Here is a 14,873-nt window from a genome sequence, read left to right on the forward strand (position 1 = left end):
TTTTTAGGCACCGGCAAGTGAGTTGGTTTTTCGTAATTTCAGTAGGATAGCGTCAAAATGTTACATAGTTGATTAAAATACTAAACCATTTTTAAAAAATAACCGACTATAGACTTTAGAGGAGAATTCTTATGAGAGAAGTAAAATTTGTATTATTAGCATCAGTTTTTATATCACAATTTTCTTTTGCTGATTGTAGCAAAATTAGTGATGCCTTTAAGAAATTTAAGTGTGAGAGAGAAGCGAAGTTTAATAGCTTTAAAAAAGAGAAAGAGCGCGTACAGCAAAATTCGGCAAAAGAAGAGGATGAAATTGTTGAGTTAAGTGATGCAATAGACGAAGTTGGAGAGAAGTATCCAAAGTGTCCATATAGAAATAGTAAAGACCTAGGTGGTAAAAAAGTAAGAATGAAAGCATGTAAGCTTTATGGAATGAAAATGGCCGCTTGTCAGGATTCCCAGGCAGAATGTAGTAATCAAATTACAGCCTATATGGACAAAAATATTCTTAATAAGAAACATGCACAAGCTGATTTTGAGGAATTCAAAAGGCAAAGAATGAAGGAGCTTGAGAATGTACACCCAAAGTGTCCTTTTAAAAATGTTGATGGAATCGATGTTAATGAGGCCTGTACTCGCTATGATTTTTTAATGGGTGACTGTGGAGATGAAAGCCAGGCAGAGTGTAGCAACAAAGCATATGAAAAAATAGCAAGTCAATATCGAGCAGAAAAAAAAGACATGTCAACTAGACTTATTGGCTATATCCCAAAAATAAGTGAAGAAGAAATGGCAAAGTGTTTAGAAGAAAATAGTTATGATCTCTCAATGTGTCAGATGATCTTAATGGATGATAAGAGAACTCAATACATGAATGAAGTAAGTAAAAACGTAGGACAGGAAGATGTAGAGCTTGCTGGATGCACTATTGAGGCACAAGTTAGTACTGTTACTTGCCCAGATGGAAGGGTCTACGTTTTGAAGTCTGATGTTTTAAATAATCTGACTCGTAAGTTAGCTATAGATATGAAGTCAAGTGCACCAGTTAGTGGTGGAGAAGACGACCGTGTTCAGTATAATGACACATCAGCTAGTAAGTAATACACAGAAAGCTAAAGTAATAGTCACAGTGAAGCTCGTCTAAGAAGATAAGATCATCAGATGTCTTCAAGAGTGGGTGCTCACTAGTCTTAAGCATATCGATTGAAAGCAGAAGCTGGTTTTTACTTAGATATGCTTGATTATTACTAATAGCACTAAGTCTATAAGCAAAATGAGGATCATTCATACTATAACTTAGATAGAGAACAAAATATACTAGACCCACCCCTATACTAATATTACGTACAATCCTCTTTCTTAGGATGTAAATTGCTGGAAAGCTCATAAGTGGTAATATGAAAAGAATGTAGCGCGGCCCGAGGCACCAATCTCCATAAGTGTGAAAAAAGAGATTTGGAATCATTAAAATAATAAAGCTCGCGGTTAAAAAAATAAACTCAGGCTTATTATTTCTAAGAGTAAGTTTCACTCCCATTAGTGCAGTGACCATTAATGGGAAATATGTGTATAGGCTTCTTTTGGGAAGAATAAAATAATCAAGAAAGCGATCTTTAAAGAAAACAAGTGAGAAATCTACCTCATCTGGGTTAGATGGGTGAGCTGTTCTTATCGGAAAAGTTGTTCCATATAGATAATTTTGTTGGATATAGTAGAGAAGAACGCAGCTGCAAAGAATTATTATTTCAGGTAAATATCTCTTAATGTTCTTTATTCCAAGATAGGGTATTACAAAGAGGCAGCTTAGAAAGAGTACACTTTTAGTGAAAACCATCATAATAAAAAAAATATTATAGAGAATTCGATACCAATTTTTATTGGTATTCTTGAAGCGCTCAAGTGTTGAAAAAAAGCATGTGAAAAAAAGTAGTTGTAAAAACTCGTAGCTCTGTACACGAATGTATTGAAAAGTAACGGTTGAAAAACTTACCAGTGCAACATAGAGAATAGATTCATTTCTTTTAAATCCTAAATTCTCTAATGTTTTTAACAGAACTGTCAGAAATATTGAGAATAAGAGAAGTTGAAAAATGTTATGAAAAAGAACAGTCTGCGAATCAACATGTATGCTGTCATCAGGGTTCAGATATTCTGGGATTGCATATATGATTGTGTTTAATTGACCCCATCGATGAAAAAACTTTTTCTTCGTATCATTTTCAAAAAAATACTGTCCTTTGTTTTCCAGTAGAGGATATAAAACGTTCCTGTAACTATAGTCGATTCCAAGTGATCCTGTTTTGGCAAAATTATTGGCACTCAACTTTATCGCATAAGCATCACCAGCATAGAAGCTCTTTGGCATAATCAGAAAGAAAAAAAGTGTGGCGAGCACGATAAAAACAGATTTCTTCATATAAGAATTCTAAACTTTCTTTAAAGTCAGGACAAGTGTTATAATGTTTCTATGCAAAGTGTAGCCATTGTAGCACCATGTTTTAATGAAGTTGAAATAATTGAAGATTTTATTAAGGCACTACTCTGTCTTCCAGAAGAATATACATTAGTACTTGTTGATGATGGCAGTACTGACGATACTGTTAATAACATAAAAAAGTATCCGAGAATAAGATTGATTCAGCTTGAAAAAAATGTGGGTCAGCAGCAAGCATTACTTAGAGGTCTCAAAATTGTAAGAGACTATGATTTAATAATAACAATCGATTCAGATCTTCAGGATGATCCTACTTATATTAATGAAATGATTGCGCTAATTAATAGTGGGTATGATTATGTCGCTGCAGTTAGAAGCAATAGAGATAGTGATTCATTTCTAAAGAGATTGTTTGCAAACATGTTTTATACATTGATCAAGCTTCAAGATAAGAAAGTGATTAAAAATCATGGAGATTTTCGTGCCTTGAGAGGTCAGCTCGTGAGAGAATACCTTCAAACACAAGAAGAAGTAGTGTTCTTGAGAGGACAGTTGCCTAGATTAGCTAAAAATATTGGAATAATTAATTTAAAAAGAGAAAAAAGAACTAAAGGGCATACGAAGTACACCCCTTTGAAAATGATGAGACTAGCTTTGGACGCTTTTAAAACCAGTCTAAGATAACTTTCCCAAGTACCAATTAATAGTTTGATCAATTCCCTCTTCAAAAGTTACAGAAGGCTTCCAGTCTAACTCAGTCTTAAGCTTTGTTGCATCGATCGCATAGCGACGATCATGTCCAGGGCGATCTTTTACAAATGTAATAAGATCTTTATAACTTCCATTTTTTCGCGGACGAATATCATCGAGTCTCGTACAAATAACATCGACGACCTGAAGGTTGGTTTTCTCCTCATCGCCTCCAACGTTATAGGTCTCACCTAAGCGACCATTGTGAAAAACTTCATCAATTGCACTACAGTGATCAAATACAAATAACCAGTCACGGATATTTTTTCCATCTCCATAGATTGGAATATTTTCACCGGCCAGCGCTTTTCTTAAAATAGTTGGAATTAACTTTTCATTATGTTGTCTTGGTCCATAATTATTAGAACAATTAGTGGTCACGACATTCATCCCATAAGTATGAAAATAACTTCTCACAAGCATGTCTGAGGAAGCCTTCGACGCAGAATATGGTGAGTTTGGAGCATAGGGAGTTGTCTCTGTAAAATATCCTGTCTCACCTAATGTCCCATAAACCTCATCGGTTGAAATATGGTGGAAGCGCGCGTTCTTATAATCTTCTTTATGATCAAACGGTCCATTCATCCAAAACTTTCTCGCAGTATCGAGTAGATTGAAAGTACCATTAACATTTGTTCTGACAAATTCACCAGGACCTAGAATCGAATTATCAACGTGGGACTCTGCCGCAAAGTGGATAACTCCTGAAAATTTATATGTTTCAAAAAGCTCTTTCACAAGTGCTTCATCACAAATGTCACCCTTAGTGAACGTATGGTTATCACTAATACCTTCGAGGTTATTCATATCCCCTGCATAGGTAAGAGCATCAAGGTTCACAATATGATATTCACTATATTTGCTAAGAAAATAATGAATAAAGTTGGAGCCGATAAACCCAGCTGCACCAGTAACTAAGATAGATTTTTTAGACATACTTTTAAACTCTCTTTCCAATGTGGTATTTCAATATTTAATGACTCTTTAATTTTTTTCTTGTTAAGAACTGAGTAGTGGGGACGGCTTGCCTTTTGTGGATAATCGCGACTCTCAATAGGATTAATTTTCATCTCTATATTTGAAAGTTCAAAAATTTCCTTTGCAAAATCATACCAAGAACAAACACCTTCATTAGAATAATGAAATGTCTCTCCCCTAATCTTTGAAAATTTCTTTGTCGCTGCCAAAATTGCCACTGCAAGATCACCTGCATATGTTGGAGTTCCAACTTGATCATAAACAACACTTAATGACTCACGATCCTTAAGTTTAAGCATCGTCTTTAAAAAATTTGATCGATATTCGGAATAAACCCAAGAAGTTCTAATAATCACAAAATTTGAAAATTCTTCTAATAAAATATCTTCACCAGCAAGTTTCGACTTCCCATAAACAGATTTGGGATTAACACCATCATATTCGGTATAAGGAGTAGAGCTTTCCCCATCAAAGACATAGTCAGTAGAAATATGGATAAGACTTAAATCATAATCCTCACAAGCTTTTGCAATATTCTTAACACCCATTTGATTGACAAGAAAAGCACGTGAGGCATCTTCTTCGGCCAGATCAACAGCCGTAAATGCAGCTGCATTAATAATGAGAGCACCAGGTGAAAGAGACTGAAATTCTTTATCAATCGCCTGAGGATCTGTGATATCACAAATTATTGGTTGCACACCAAGCTTTTGTAAACTTAGGCCTAGCTGTCCGTTAGCTCCTAGAACAAAAATCATCTAAGCTCCCAAGCTTCAAATCTTTAGCAGAAAGTTTAATATCAGTTTCTGAAACCTTCCAGTCGATATTAAGTTTTGAATCATTATATGCGATACCGTCTTCGCTTGCTTGATTATAAAAATTATCAACTTTATATTGAAAAGTCGCAGACTCACTCAAAACAACGAAGCCATGGGCAAATCCCCTTGGGATCATTAACTGTTTTCCATTCTCCGCTGATAACTCAACAGAGAAGTGCTTCAGATAAGTTGGGCTATCTTCACGGAGATCAACCGCAACATCAAGAACACTTCCTTGGGTGACGCGGACAAGTTTTGCTTGAGCATGCTCTCCACGCTGTAGGTGCAACCCACGAAGTGTTCCGTAAGTTGAAAAAGACTGATTGTCTTGAACAAAGTTATATTCAAGACCGGCAAGCTTAAATGTATTTAAGTTATAGCTTTCAAAAAAATAACCACGCTCATCTTGAAAAATTCGTGGTTCAAATATTACTAAATCTTTAATTGGTGTTTCATTGAAACTCATACTATTCCTTAATAACTCGCATGAGGTGCTTGCCGTAGTCACTGTTTTTCATTGTGGAAGCTGTCTCTCGTACTTGATCTTTCGTTATCCAATTCTTCTTGAATGCAATCTCCTCGAGGCAAGCAACTTTCAGACCTTGGCGTTTTTCAATTGTTTGAATAAAGTTAGAGGCCTCAAGTAGTGAAGTATGAGTTCCCGTATCAAGCCAAGCAATTCCACGTCCAAGAAGTTCCATGTTAAGATCTCCCCTTTCAAGATATGCCTGATTGACAGAAGTAATTTCAAGCTCGCCTCGTTTTGACGGCTTTATACTTTTTGCAATTTCAACAACCGAATTATCATAATAATAAAGACCAGTCACAGCATAGTTTGACTTCGGCGCCTCAGGTTTTTCTTCAATTGATATAACTTTTTGATTGTCATCAAATTCAGCGACACCATAACGTTCAGGGTCTTGCACGTAATAGCCAAAAATAGTCGCACCCGACTTAAGCTCACTTGCCTTTTCTAGTTTCGTAGTAAGTCCATGCCCATAATAAATATTATCACCGAGAATGAGACAGACATTATCATCACCAATAAACTCTTCTCCAAGAATAAAGGCCTGGGCCAGTCCATCTGGTGAAGGTTGTACTTTATAGGAAATATTGAGACCTAATTGTGATCCATTTCCAAAAAGATTTTCAAAATGAATAATGTCTCTAGGTGTTGATATAATAAGAATATCTCTGATATTTGAAAGCATTAAAACTGATAATGGATAATAAATCATCGGCTTATCATAAATAGGAATAATCTGCTTTGAAATTGATAAGGTTGCAGGATTAAGCCTTGTTCCCGATCCACCGGCTAAAATAATACCTTTCATTTTTGTGATACTCCTAAGCGTGATAATCTTAAAATTAATTGCATATCTTTTGACCAGTCCGTCGCGAGGTGAGATTCCATATTCACAGACTTTGGTTCATTGTAGAGGATTCGATCAATTAGTCCTGGATTCATGTGCATAAAGAGTGCACCAGGAACTTTTTTATTCCAAATAATTTCCTTCGCATTAATTCGATCAAGCGTAGACTTTTGAAAATCAAGTCGATTACCAAAAATACAAATTCTACCCGCTTCTGGAAGATCAAACATGTCACCAAGCCTTTCAATTCGCGAGCGCATAAATTCAGGGTGCTTTATAAGAACGGGAGCAAGCTTTGTTTTTGCAAAAGCTTTTTTCTCACGCTTCCAATACTTATCAAATTTTTCTGCTGGACGAATACGTCTCATAATTTCTTCTTGCTTAGCCTTGTGCTGTTCCGCTGGCCTGACATGTCCGTAGTGTAGAAGAAGTACATCACTATCAATCTGTGAATTGAAACCAGAGAAACCTTGTGCGTCACCATGACAAACAATATTGGATTTTAGTTTAAACGCCCTAATTTCCATTGGCTGCCATCGCTTGTTAATCGCCATATGATAATGATCTTTCCAAAAATGGATAAAGCGCACACGAACGGCATCGTGACCATTAGCCTTCGCTTCTTCAATCTTATCTTTTAATTCTTGATACTGATCTGGGTGAATGATTTCATCACAGTGAAGAAATAATGCCCAAGCATCATCTTCATCCCCGTGCTCTGCGCGCAGTTTATCAAGAGCAATATTGGCCTGACGTGAAAAGATCGTGCCTCCATCCCCTGAGTACTTATCTTCCCAAGTCGTATCAATAACATCAACGTTTGGAAGCTTCCTTACATTCTCACCTGTCTTATCATCACTGTCACCAAGAGCAAGATAGATTTTATCTGTAAGTCCAGACATTGACTCGAGCATCTCGAGATAAGGGTAATCAAGTTTGTCCACACCACGCATAAATGTGAAGCCATATAACTTTGTCATATATTTTCCAAATGAAAATTTTCTTCGTTAAACTTTGAGTTCTTCCCAAAATACTGATCAAGGAAATCATCCATCGTCTTAATCGGTGAAAAAAAACGACGACGATTCTTCGTCGAAACATTCATTATATTAACTACTGGAGTGTTAAATTTTTTTCTAAAGTACTTATCAAGATTTAAGAAGACAGAGCCCATTGCTCCTTCGAGTTGAAAGAAATTCTTCCCGTCTTGGACTTTCTTATTAAGGATCAAGTCCGGAACAATGGCCTGTAGAAGCTCTTCCTCTGATTCACACTTTGAAAAAAGTTCCGCAAGTACATCAATATTTAAAAGTACAAGATTAGTATTAAAAAAAGCAGCACTGTCAGTTGGCCTGAGCCCCAACTCTTTAAAGAGTTCTGACTGATTACATTCATCAGCCTGAGCTTTTTCAATGATCGTTAAGTACTGACCTTTTTCTCCGCGATCGTAAAGTGCAATTTGACCACCTTTAACATCGCTTTTGGTTTTCGTTGTCGTTACCATGCAAATGGGCACTCGTTCTCTAAGCATCCAATTGACAACCGCACGATCGGGGGTTGAACTTAAGTCCTCACCATTTCCAATGCAGCAAATGAGATTCTTCTCCTGTGGGCGATATTCCTTATGAAAAATCGAATAGAGAACCTCAAACCCAAAAAGACCATGTCCTGCAGGAGCTACCCGCTCTGTTGTAATATTATTATCTTCATCAAGTGTCGGTACATTGGTTTGAATGAGTGGAGTGAATCTCATAAAAGACTCATTTAGTAAGTCAGCATGTTTTGACCAAATTTCATCAAAAATCTCAGTGACCTCTTCATTTAAAATATCTTGAAGAATGACCTTTTCAAAGGATGTCGTCTTTTTCGAGGCCTGAATAATTTGTGCCTCTGCAATTGAGATTGGCCCCTTTGAAGTTTCAATATAAAGATCAGTTCCCTTAGAGCCAAGCTTTGTGCGATTATACTTTTTTAAATACTCAGTACGATCAACACTAGAACCTATTCCTCCATGCATCTTTTTAAGCCAAAGTGTGGCAGGTACAATTCCCTCTGACGAATACTTCGCCTTAATTTCTTCGTAAGTTGAAATTGGGTAAGACTTCAAAAGATTTTGAGGTGCTATTGCGGTCGGGTAGAGTCCAGTTGGATTTTCTGACGTGTGAATAGAGAGAAATTCTCTCTCTTCCCTACGTTTTTTTAAGAGGCCTGCAAAATAAGCCCTTTCAACTGGATTTTCAATAAGTTCAATTGTTGTCATAGATGGTAATTCTACCTAATTAGCATTGAAATTGATAGGTTAGGCGTTTCATTTCTGAAATATTTCAAGAGGGAAATCAGCAAAATCTGTCATCTTTTACAAATCTCCCCTATAAGCTTTCAAAAGCTGTAGGAGGTAGAGATGAAAAAGGTATTTTTATTGATTGTTTGCGTTGCGTTGTCTTCATGTGGGAGTAAGAATGGCGAGAGAAAAAATGGACTAAATTCTACGGTTACAGGCATGGTTAAAAAAGCGAAGAAGCCTGTGTTGTCCATAGATGCTGACGAACTAATAATCACGACTTCGGACAACACGATCAATCTTAAGGTTGAAAAATTTGATGAAGAAAAAGGAGAGCTTATTTTTGAAAAGCTCACAGACGCTCAAAGATTAGAACTCTTAAAAGAAAAAAAGATTATTGTCGAATATAGAATCTCAGGTCTTAAACTCTATGAGAACTTAACTCTAGAAAATTCTATCGTTCGAGATAGAGTAAGTAATAAAGAAATCAACTCATCTGGAGAGCGTTCAGTAATTGAGTATAAAGGAGATGATGTCGCTCATTTTGTAGGTAAAAAACCAGGCTTTAGAATTCAGGAAGTCACATTTGTTACTGATGTGAATGAAATGATTAATGTAATCTATCCAAGAATTGGTGAGTGTAGCTTTGGTAAGATTGATAGTGCGCCCTCTGAGGACTGCAAAAATAATCGAGTAATCATGAGAGATAAGGTTCAAGCGAAAACACCTGTTTTAGTTAACGAGAATATCAAAATCAATGTGACATACATACCTTCTAAGTTGAGTAATATATTTACTGGCGGGCTGAATCTTAAAAAATTAAATATTTCAGGCGAATATAGAATGATTAAGGAGTGGAAATACTCAAATATTGAAAGTGTAATAGAAAGTGTTGAGCCATACTTTTATGAGCAAACAGGAAACAAGGAAGTAAATAACGATTATAAAATTCTAAAGAGATATGTATATAGAAATTTTATCAGTAGAAGTAAAGAATCGGCTCGCGTAGTAAATGTAGGACTTATAACTCCAGTGAGTGTTGATGGTCAGGTAATGTCTATACATTTATCAAATGGAAATAAACCAGAGATGACAAATTACTTTTACAAAGAGGACTACCAATTAAAAACAGACGTTATCTTGCTTGAAGATTAAATTTTCTTCTCCCATTCAAGCGCAGTTTTGCAAATGGTTTCAAGATCATCATATTTAGGAACCCAGCCAATAACATCTCTAATTTTTAAAGCTTTCGAAATTAATTTCTCGGCATCACCGTCACGACGGGGTGCCATTTCTACTTTAAAATCTATTCCAGAAACTTTCTTCATTGTTGCAATAACTTCTTTTACCGAATAACCGTGTCCGTAACCACAATTTAGTCGCGTGGATTTTCCACCTTTTAAAAGATAATTGAGTCCGTCAACGTGTGCCTGAGCTAGGTCATCAACATGGATATAGTCACGAATACAAGTGCCATCTGGAGTGTTGTAGTCATCACCAAAAATTGCCATCTTTTCACGTTTTCCAACAATTGTCTGGGCCGCAATTTTGATTAAGTGAGTAGCATCGGGAGTACACTGGCCAATTTTTAAGTCAATATTCGCCCCGGCTACATTAAAGTATCTAAAGATGACGTAATTAAAATCGGGGTAAGCGTGAGAGAAATCTTCAAGCATCCACTCTGTCATATACTTGGTTTTACCATAAGGATTTAGTGGTGTTGCCGCAGTTTCTTCACTACAGATTCCATCAGGAGTATTTCCGTAAACAGCAGCAGTCGAAGAGAAGATGAAATTATTGACACCGTATTTATGACATATTTTTAAAAGTTCATAAGTGTTCTTAGTATTGTTATCGTAGTATTTAATTGGGTTTGACACAGATTCAGGAACAACAATGCTCCCTGCAAAATGTAGGCAAGCATCGAAATTCTTTTCCTTGAAAAGTTTATCGATAGCATCAGTATTTTCTAAGTTTTCAATAATCAATTCACCAAAGAGAACAGATTCTTTGCGTCCCGTTGAGAGATTATCAAGAATAGTAATTTCATGAGAACCATCTAAACCGAGAAGATTTAATACGTGAGAGCCAATATATCCAGCGCCGCCGGTAAGAAGTATTTTTGCCATGAGAAGATATTACATTTCATAAGCGAAAAATACTAATAAAAAAAATTGGGACTAAAGAAGATAAAAGCCTTTTAAGCTATAAGAATTTGAGACTTAGGAGGTCATATGAAGAAATTAGAAAAGAAAATATTTATCAAATTATTTATCGGACAAATTTTAATAAGCTTAGTAGTATTTCCACTTCTTGCTACATATATCATGACTTTTGATAGTTCCTATTTTACAGCTACTTCACTTTCTTTTATGATTCCAATTCTAACAATATGTTTTAATGTTTATATATTCGCAGGTCGATTTCTGGATCTAGAGCTTTCCCCTTACTTTGGATTAATTGCGATTATTCCCACAGTCTCCTTTTTCGTTGGAATTGCTCTATGTTTTATGGATAAAATTCACAGCAAAAACATACTTAACTTATTGAAAAAATTAGAAAACTAGTCCTGTAATTATTTCAATCATTTATGGTCGGAACATGTCATATGTGATAAGTTCCGACCGTGACAAATCAAGAACATATCGACATTCAATTTATGAAACGAGCCCTTGCAAATGCAATGAAGGGTCTAGGTACAGTTTCTCCAAATCCTATGGTCGGAGCAGTTGTTGTTAAAGACAATATTATTCTAGGTGAAGGTCACCACATTCGTTCGGGCGAGGGCCATGCTGAAGTTAATGCTGTGGCAAATTGTGGGGAAAAGAACTTAGAGGATGCAACGATCTACGTAACTCTTGAACCCTGTTGCCATACAAATAAGAAAACTCCTCCTTGTACAAATCTTCTTTTACAGAAAAAATTTAAGCGCGTTGTTGTTGCTTGTCTTGATCCCAATCCAAATGTGGCTGGTAACGGTGTAAAAATTTTAAGAGATGCTGGAGTTGAGGTTGTTGTCGGTGTCCTCGAAAAAGAAGCAACGCTTTTAAATGAAGTCTTCTTTAAATATATCAAAGAGAAAAAACCATTCGTACATCTGAAGCTCGCGCAAACTCTTGATGGGAAGATGGCAACGATGAGTGGTGATTCAAAATGGATCACAGATGAGAATGCGAGAAAGATCGTTCATGAGATGCGTTTGAAGTACGACGCTGTCATGGTTGGTCGTAGTACACTTAACGCTGATGATCCTGCTCTTGATATTAGGATGGGGATAAATTCAAAAGGTAAGACTCCATATCGAGTGATTGTAGGAAGTCCTAAAAACTTAAATTTGAAAGCTAAACTTTTGAATGATGAAAATGTTTCGAAGACGATTCTCGTCGTTCGCGCTAATGAATATCAATCCGCACCAAATGATGTTTTAAATTTTTTAGATGAGAAAAAAATTAAATTAGTTTTTGCAAATGATCTAGGTGAAACTTTGGCTAAACTTGGTGAGATGGGAATTACATCAGTACTAATTGAAGGTGGGCCAATGCTTGCATGCTCTATAGTCGAACAGAAATTATTTGATCGCATATCAATTTTTATTGCACCTAAAATTTTAGGTGAGGGTTTGAGTTATTATAAAAAGCATTCTGAAAAGATGGCCGAAGCATTGAATTTTAAAAATTGTGAAGTGAAGGTTATTGGGAAGCAGGCACTTTTTGAACTGAGTGCTGGGGAATAATATGTTTACAGGCTTAGTTAAAGAAATTGGAATTGTTAGACGTGTAACAAAAAATGCCGAAGGAGCAATTCTCGAAATTGCTTCTAAGGTCCTTTTGCCAGAAATAGAAATCGATGATTCTATTAGTGTTAATGGAGCTTGTCAGACAGCAGTTGCCGTTTCTGATCAGACTTTTACGGTTCAAGCTGTCCATACGACATTGGAGAAAACTACTCTTGGAAACTTGCGCCCTGGTGATGAAGTAAATATGGAGTTGGCACTTCGTATGTCAGATCGCCTAGGTGGCCACATGGTTCAAGGCCATGTGAATGACAAGGGTACGATCACTAATATAACAAATACTGGAAATAACTATGTAGTTACGTTGAGAGTTAATTCGTCTCAAATGAAATATATTGTGAAAGAGGGATCTGTTACAATAGATGGTATATCGTTAACAGTTTCTAATACTTTTAAAGAGGATTGTTCGTTTCAAGTATCGATCATTCCGCATACTTGGAATAATACTGTTTTACGCAATCGAAAGGTTGGTAGTTTAGTAAATATCGAGGTTGATATCCTCGGAAAATATATTGAAAACTTGCTTTTTTATGGGCAAGGGGCTAACAATGGCCAAGGGCAAATCACTGAAGCCTGGCTTAAAGATAGAGGATTTTGATGTACGAATTTAATACCATAGAAGAAGCGATAGAAGATATCCGTCTTGGTAAAATAATTATCGTTGTGGATGATGAAGACCGTGAAAATGAAGGCGACTTTATCATGGCTGCTGATAGAGTGACTCCTGAAGCCATTAATTTTATGGCCACTCATGGCCGTGGGTTAATTTGTGCTCCAATCACAAAGTCTCGTGCAGCAGAATTAAAACTTCCATTAATGGTAGCTCAAAACGATTCTGTTCATCATACAGCATTTACTGTTTCTATCGATTCTGCAAAAGGTGGTACTGGAATTTCTTGTGCAGATCGCGCACTTACAATTTTAGAATTGGTTTCACCAACGACAGCACCAGAAGATCTGCTAAGACCTGGACATATTTTTCCACTCATTGCCAAAGATGGGGGTGTGTTAGTTAGAAATGGTCACACAGAGGCCGCTGTTGATCTTGCTCGTCTTGCGGGGTGTGCACCAGCTGGAGTTATCTGTGAGATTATGGATGTTGATGGTGGAATGGAAACTGTTCCGGGATTATTTGAACTAGCGAAGAAATTTAATTTAAAATTTATAACAATAAAAGATCTCGTTATATACAGAAAAAAGACGGCTGCGCTTAATGCTGATATAAACGAAAATGAAATTGGAGATATGCATGTATAATACTTTAGAAGGTCACTTAAACGCTTCAAATAAAAAATTCGCCATCGTAGCTGGTCGTTTTAATGAATTTATCACAAGTAAATTACTTGGTGGTGCAATTGATTGTATCAAAAGACACGATGGGGATGTTTCAAAAATTGACGTTGCTTGGGTTCCAGGTGCATATGAAATTCCACTTGTTGCTAAAAAACTTGCGGCTTCTAAAAAATATGATGCTGTAATCACTCTTGGCGCAGTTATTAGAGGTTCAACACCACACTTTGATTATGTTTCAGGTGAAGTTGCAAAGGGTGTAGCGAAGGCTTCTTATGATTTTGATACTCCAGTTGTATTTGGAGTATTGACTGTTGATACAATAGAACAAGCAATCGAAAGAGCTGGTACAAAAGCTGGTAACAAGGGTTGGGAAGCAGCAATGACTGCAATTGAAATGGCAACTCTTTTAAAATCTCTTTAATCTCAAATGTGAAATAGCTCACCTCTTTTTGGGGTGAGCAAATTACAAATCAATTTACATCTTTTAGAACTTGGTCATGCCAAGGAAAAAACTAATTAGGTGTAGCAACACTTCTTACTACGTAACAATTAAATCAACAACATCATGGTTTTACCAACCGCTTCGTCGTGTTTGGAAGATTGCATGTGAGTCTCTTGCTAAGGCCGAAGATAAGTATCCTGTTAATGTTCATGCCTTTGTCTTAATGAGTAATCATTATCACCTCGTGCTTGATACACCAGACTCTAACCTTGATAAATTCATGTATGAGTTTAATAAGAATTTTTCCTTGGCACTTCGACAGTATTCAAAAAATGGAGAGAGTACTTTTACTTCTCGCTACAAGTGGTGTCTTGTAGATGATGATCACATCCCTATTGTTCTAAGTTATATCTATCCCCCATTTGAGTATCAATATCAATTGAATAGAAATAAAGCCGTCAGAAATGAAATATGCTTACTCGCAGATGAAATGAAAATAAAAGTTGGAATTTCTCTTAGAAAACATCGTTTTAAATTAAATACTTAGAAAATAGTAATAAGCCATGAGTTTGCAAAGAAACCTCATGAAATTCTCCATTCTTCTTTGTCACAATGATGTGACCCTAATAAAGAGGAAATCATGGACGAATTCATGAGGTTCTTAAAGCTTTTGGTTCTAATACTTCAGTTTTTACTGTTGATATTAGAGCTT

16 protein-coding genes and 1 pseudogene are annotated in these 14,873 nt (G+C 36.2%); 9 read left to right on the forward strand and 8 right to left on the reverse strand.

Features of this window, described 5'->3' with window-relative positions; all coding sequences use genetic code 11:
• The first annotated feature begins 131 nt into the window (after positions 1-131).
• Positions 132-1,100, forward strand: a complete 969-nt coding sequence (locus tag M900_RS15610) for a hypothetical protein (protein ID WP_021275733.1) — start codon at positions 132-134, stop codon at positions 1,098-1,100.
• On the opposite strand, the gene M900_RS15615 is transcribed toward M900_RS15610, so the two are convergent.
• Entirely contained in the window at positions 1,090-2,415 is a 1,326-nt protein-coding gene (locus M900_RS15615; protein ID WP_021275998.1) for a hypothetical protein, read from the reverse strand. The two genes, M900_RS15610 and M900_RS15615, sit on opposite strands and share 11 nt — an antisense overlap.
• Before the next feature lie 51 nt (positions 2,416-2,466).
• On the opposite strand from M900_RS15615, the gene M900_RS15620 reads away from it, so the two are divergent.
• A complete protein-coding gene (locus M900_RS15620; RefSeq protein ID WP_021275766.1) occupies positions 2,467-3,117 on the forward strand; it encodes a glycosyltransferase family 2 protein in 651 nt (216 codons plus the stop codon).
• Here the strand turns inward: M900_RS15620 and rfbB are convergent.
• From rfbB to M900_RS15650, 6 genes are read right to left on the reverse strand one after another with little or no spacing between them, the layout of a single operon-like run.
• Positions 3,109-4,119, reverse strand: coding sequence for a dTDP-glucose 4,6-dehydratase (gene rfbB, locus M900_RS15625; RefSeq protein WP_021275815.1), 1,011 nt, complete (start codon positions 4,117-4,119; stop codon positions 3,109-3,111). The genes M900_RS15620 and rfbB overlap by 9 nt on opposite strands.
• Entirely contained in the window at positions 4,098-4,919 is an 822-nt protein-coding gene (rfbD, locus tag M900_RS15630) for a dTDP-4-dehydrorhamnose reductase (protein WP_021275859.1), read from the reverse strand. Before rfbD ends, rfbB begins: the two co-directional genes overlap by 22 nt.
• On the reverse strand, positions 4,897-5,445 hold the full coding sequence (gene rfbC / locus M900_RS15635; protein WP_021276003.1) for a dTDP-4-dehydrorhamnose 3,5-epimerase: 549 nt from the start codon (positions 5,443-5,445) through the stop codon (positions 4,897-4,899). The genes rfbD and rfbC overlap by 23 nt, the downstream gene beginning before the upstream one ends.
• Before the next feature lies 1 nt (position 5,446).
• Positions 5,447-6,313, reverse strand: a complete 867-nt coding sequence (gene rfbA, locus M900_RS15640) for a glucose-1-phosphate thymidylyltransferase RfbA (RefSeq protein ID WP_021275707.1) — start codon at positions 6,311-6,313, stop codon at positions 5,447-5,449.
• Positions 6,310-7,332, reverse strand: coding sequence for a glycosyltransferase family 2 protein (locus M900_RS15645; RefSeq protein ID WP_021275855.1), 1,023 nt, complete (start codon positions 7,330-7,332; stop codon positions 6,310-6,312). Before M900_RS15645 ends, rfbA begins: the two co-directional genes overlap by 4 nt.
• Positions 7,329-8,612: a UTP--glucose-1-phosphate uridylyltransferase gene (locus M900_RS15650; protein ID WP_021275868.1), complete on the reverse strand. Its 1,284-nt coding sequence runs from the start codon at positions 8,610-8,612 to the stop codon at positions 7,329-7,331. Before M900_RS15650 ends, M900_RS15645 begins: the two co-directional genes overlap by 4 nt.
• A 141-nt stretch (positions 8,613-8,753) precedes the next feature.
• On the opposite strand from M900_RS15650, the gene M900_RS15655 reads away from it, so the two are divergent.
• Complete coding sequence (locus M900_RS15655) at positions 8,754-9,788, forward strand: hypothetical protein (protein ID WP_021275703.1); 1,035 nt, start codon at positions 8,754-8,756, stop codon at positions 9,786-9,788.
• Here the strand turns inward: M900_RS15655 and galE are convergent.
• Positions 9,785-10,762, reverse strand: a complete 978-nt coding sequence (gene galE / locus M900_RS15660; RefSeq protein WP_021275979.1) for a UDP-glucose 4-epimerase GalE — start codon at positions 10,760-10,762, stop codon at positions 9,785-9,787. The genes M900_RS15655 and galE overlap by 4 nt on opposite strands.
• 105 nt (positions 10,763-10,867) lie before the next feature.
• On the opposite strand from galE, the gene M900_RS15665 reads away from it, so the two are divergent.
• From M900_RS15665 to M900_RS15690, 6 genes and pseudogenes are all read left to right on the forward strand, one after another.
• Positions 10,868-11,200, forward strand: coding sequence for a hypothetical protein (locus M900_RS15665; RefSeq protein ID WP_034733077.1), 333 nt, complete (start codon positions 10,868-10,870; stop codon positions 11,198-11,200).
• A 92-nt stretch (positions 11,201-11,292) separates the two neighbouring features.
• The gene (ribD, locus tag M900_RS15670) at positions 11,293-12,366 is read left to right on the forward strand and encodes a bifunctional diaminohydroxyphosphoribosylaminopyrimidine deaminase/5-amino-6-(5-phosphoribosylamino)uracil reductase RibD (protein ID WP_034733198.1); all 1,074 of its coding nucleotides are present in this window, start codon (positions 11,293-11,295) and stop codon (positions 12,364-12,366) included.
• 1 nt (position 12,367) lies between these two features.
• Positions 12,368-13,024, forward strand: a complete 657-nt coding sequence (locus tag M900_RS15675; protein ID WP_021275910.1) for a riboflavin synthase — start codon at positions 12,368-12,370, stop codon at positions 13,022-13,024.
• Positions 13,021-13,635: pseudogene (gene ribB, locus M900_RS15680) on the forward strand (3,4-dihydroxy-2-butanone-4-phosphate synthase); the annotation flags it as partial. The gene M900_RS15675 and the pseudogene ribB, both read left to right, overlap by 4 nt.
• A 40-nt stretch (positions 13,636-13,675) precedes the next feature.
• A complete protein-coding gene (gene ribE / locus M900_RS15685; RefSeq protein WP_021275717.1) occupies positions 13,676-14,140 on the forward strand; it encodes a 6,7-dimethyl-8-ribityllumazine synthase in 465 nt (154 codons plus the stop codon).
• 76 nt (positions 14,141-14,216) lie between these two features.
• On the forward strand, positions 14,217-14,708 hold the full coding sequence (locus tag M900_RS15690) for a transposase (RefSeq protein ID WP_021275783.1): 492 nt from the start codon (positions 14,217-14,219) through the stop codon (positions 14,706-14,708).
• Positions 14,709-14,873: the final 165 nt, after the last annotated feature.

The organism is Bacteriovorax sp. Seq25_V (assembly GCF_000447795.1).
Classification (GTDB): Bacteria; Bdellovibrionota; Bacteriovoracia; order Bacteriovoracales; family Bacteriovoracaceae; genus Halobacteriovorax_A.

Bases quoted from the DNA above. Each gene is read 5' to 3' on its own strand.
- ribE (WP_021275717.1), top strand. From the start codon at position 13,676: ATGTATAATACTTTAGAAGGTCACTTAAACGCTTCAAATAAAAAATTC.
- rfbD (WP_021275859.1), bottom strand. From the start codon at position 4,919: ATGATTTTTGTTCTAGGAGCTAACGGACAGCTAGGCCTAAGTTTACAA.
- galE (WP_021275979.1), bottom strand. From the start codon at position 10,762: ATGGCAAAAATACTTCTTACCGGCGGCGCTGGATATATTGGCTCTCAC.
- M900_RS15675 (WP_021275910.1), top strand. From the start codon at position 12,368: ATGTTTACAGGCTTAGTTAAAGAAATTGGAATTGTTAGACGTGTAACA.
- rfbA (WP_021275707.1), bottom strand. From the start codon at position 6,313: ATGAAAGGTATTATTTTAGCCGGTGGATCGGGAACAAGGCTTAATCCT.
- M900_RS15655 (WP_021275703.1), top strand. From the start codon at position 8,754: ATGAAAAAGGTATTTTTATTGATTGTTTGCGTTGCGTTGTCTTCATGT.
- M900_RS15650 (WP_021275868.1), bottom strand. From the start codon at position 8,612: ATGACAACAATTGAACTTATTGAAAATCCAGTTGAAAGGGCTTATTTT.
- ribD (WP_034733198.1), top strand. From the start codon at position 11,293: ATGAAACGAGCCCTTGCAAATGCAATGAAGGGTCTAGGTACAGTTTCT.
- M900_RS15690 (WP_021275783.1), top strand. From the start codon at position 14,217: ATGCCAAGGAAAAAACTAATTAGGTGTAGCAACACTTCTTACTACGTA.
- M900_RS15620 (WP_021275766.1), top strand. From the start codon at position 2,467: ATGCAAAGTGTAGCCATTGTAGCACCATGTTTTAATGAAGTTGAAATA.
- M900_RS15615 (WP_021275998.1), bottom strand. From the start codon at position 2,415: ATGAAGAAATCTGTTTTTATCGTGCTCGCCACACTTTTTTTCTTTCTG.
- M900_RS15610 (WP_021275733.1), top strand. From the start codon at position 132: ATGAGAGAAGTAAAATTTGTATTATTAGCATCAGTTTTTATATCACAA.
- rfbB (WP_021275815.1), bottom strand. From the start codon at position 4,119: ATGTCTAAAAAATCTATCTTAGTTACTGGTGCAGCTGGGTTTATCGGC.
- M900_RS15665 (WP_034733077.1), top strand. From the start codon at position 10,868: ATGAAGAAATTAGAAAAGAAAATATTTATCAAATTATTTATCGGACAA.
- rfbC (WP_021276003.1), bottom strand. From the start codon at position 5,445: ATGAGTTTCAATGAAACACCAATTAAAGATTTAGTAATATTTGAACCA.
- M900_RS15645 (WP_021275855.1), bottom strand. From the start codon at position 7,332: ATGACAAAGTTATATGGCTTCACATTTATGCGTGGTGTGGACAAACTT.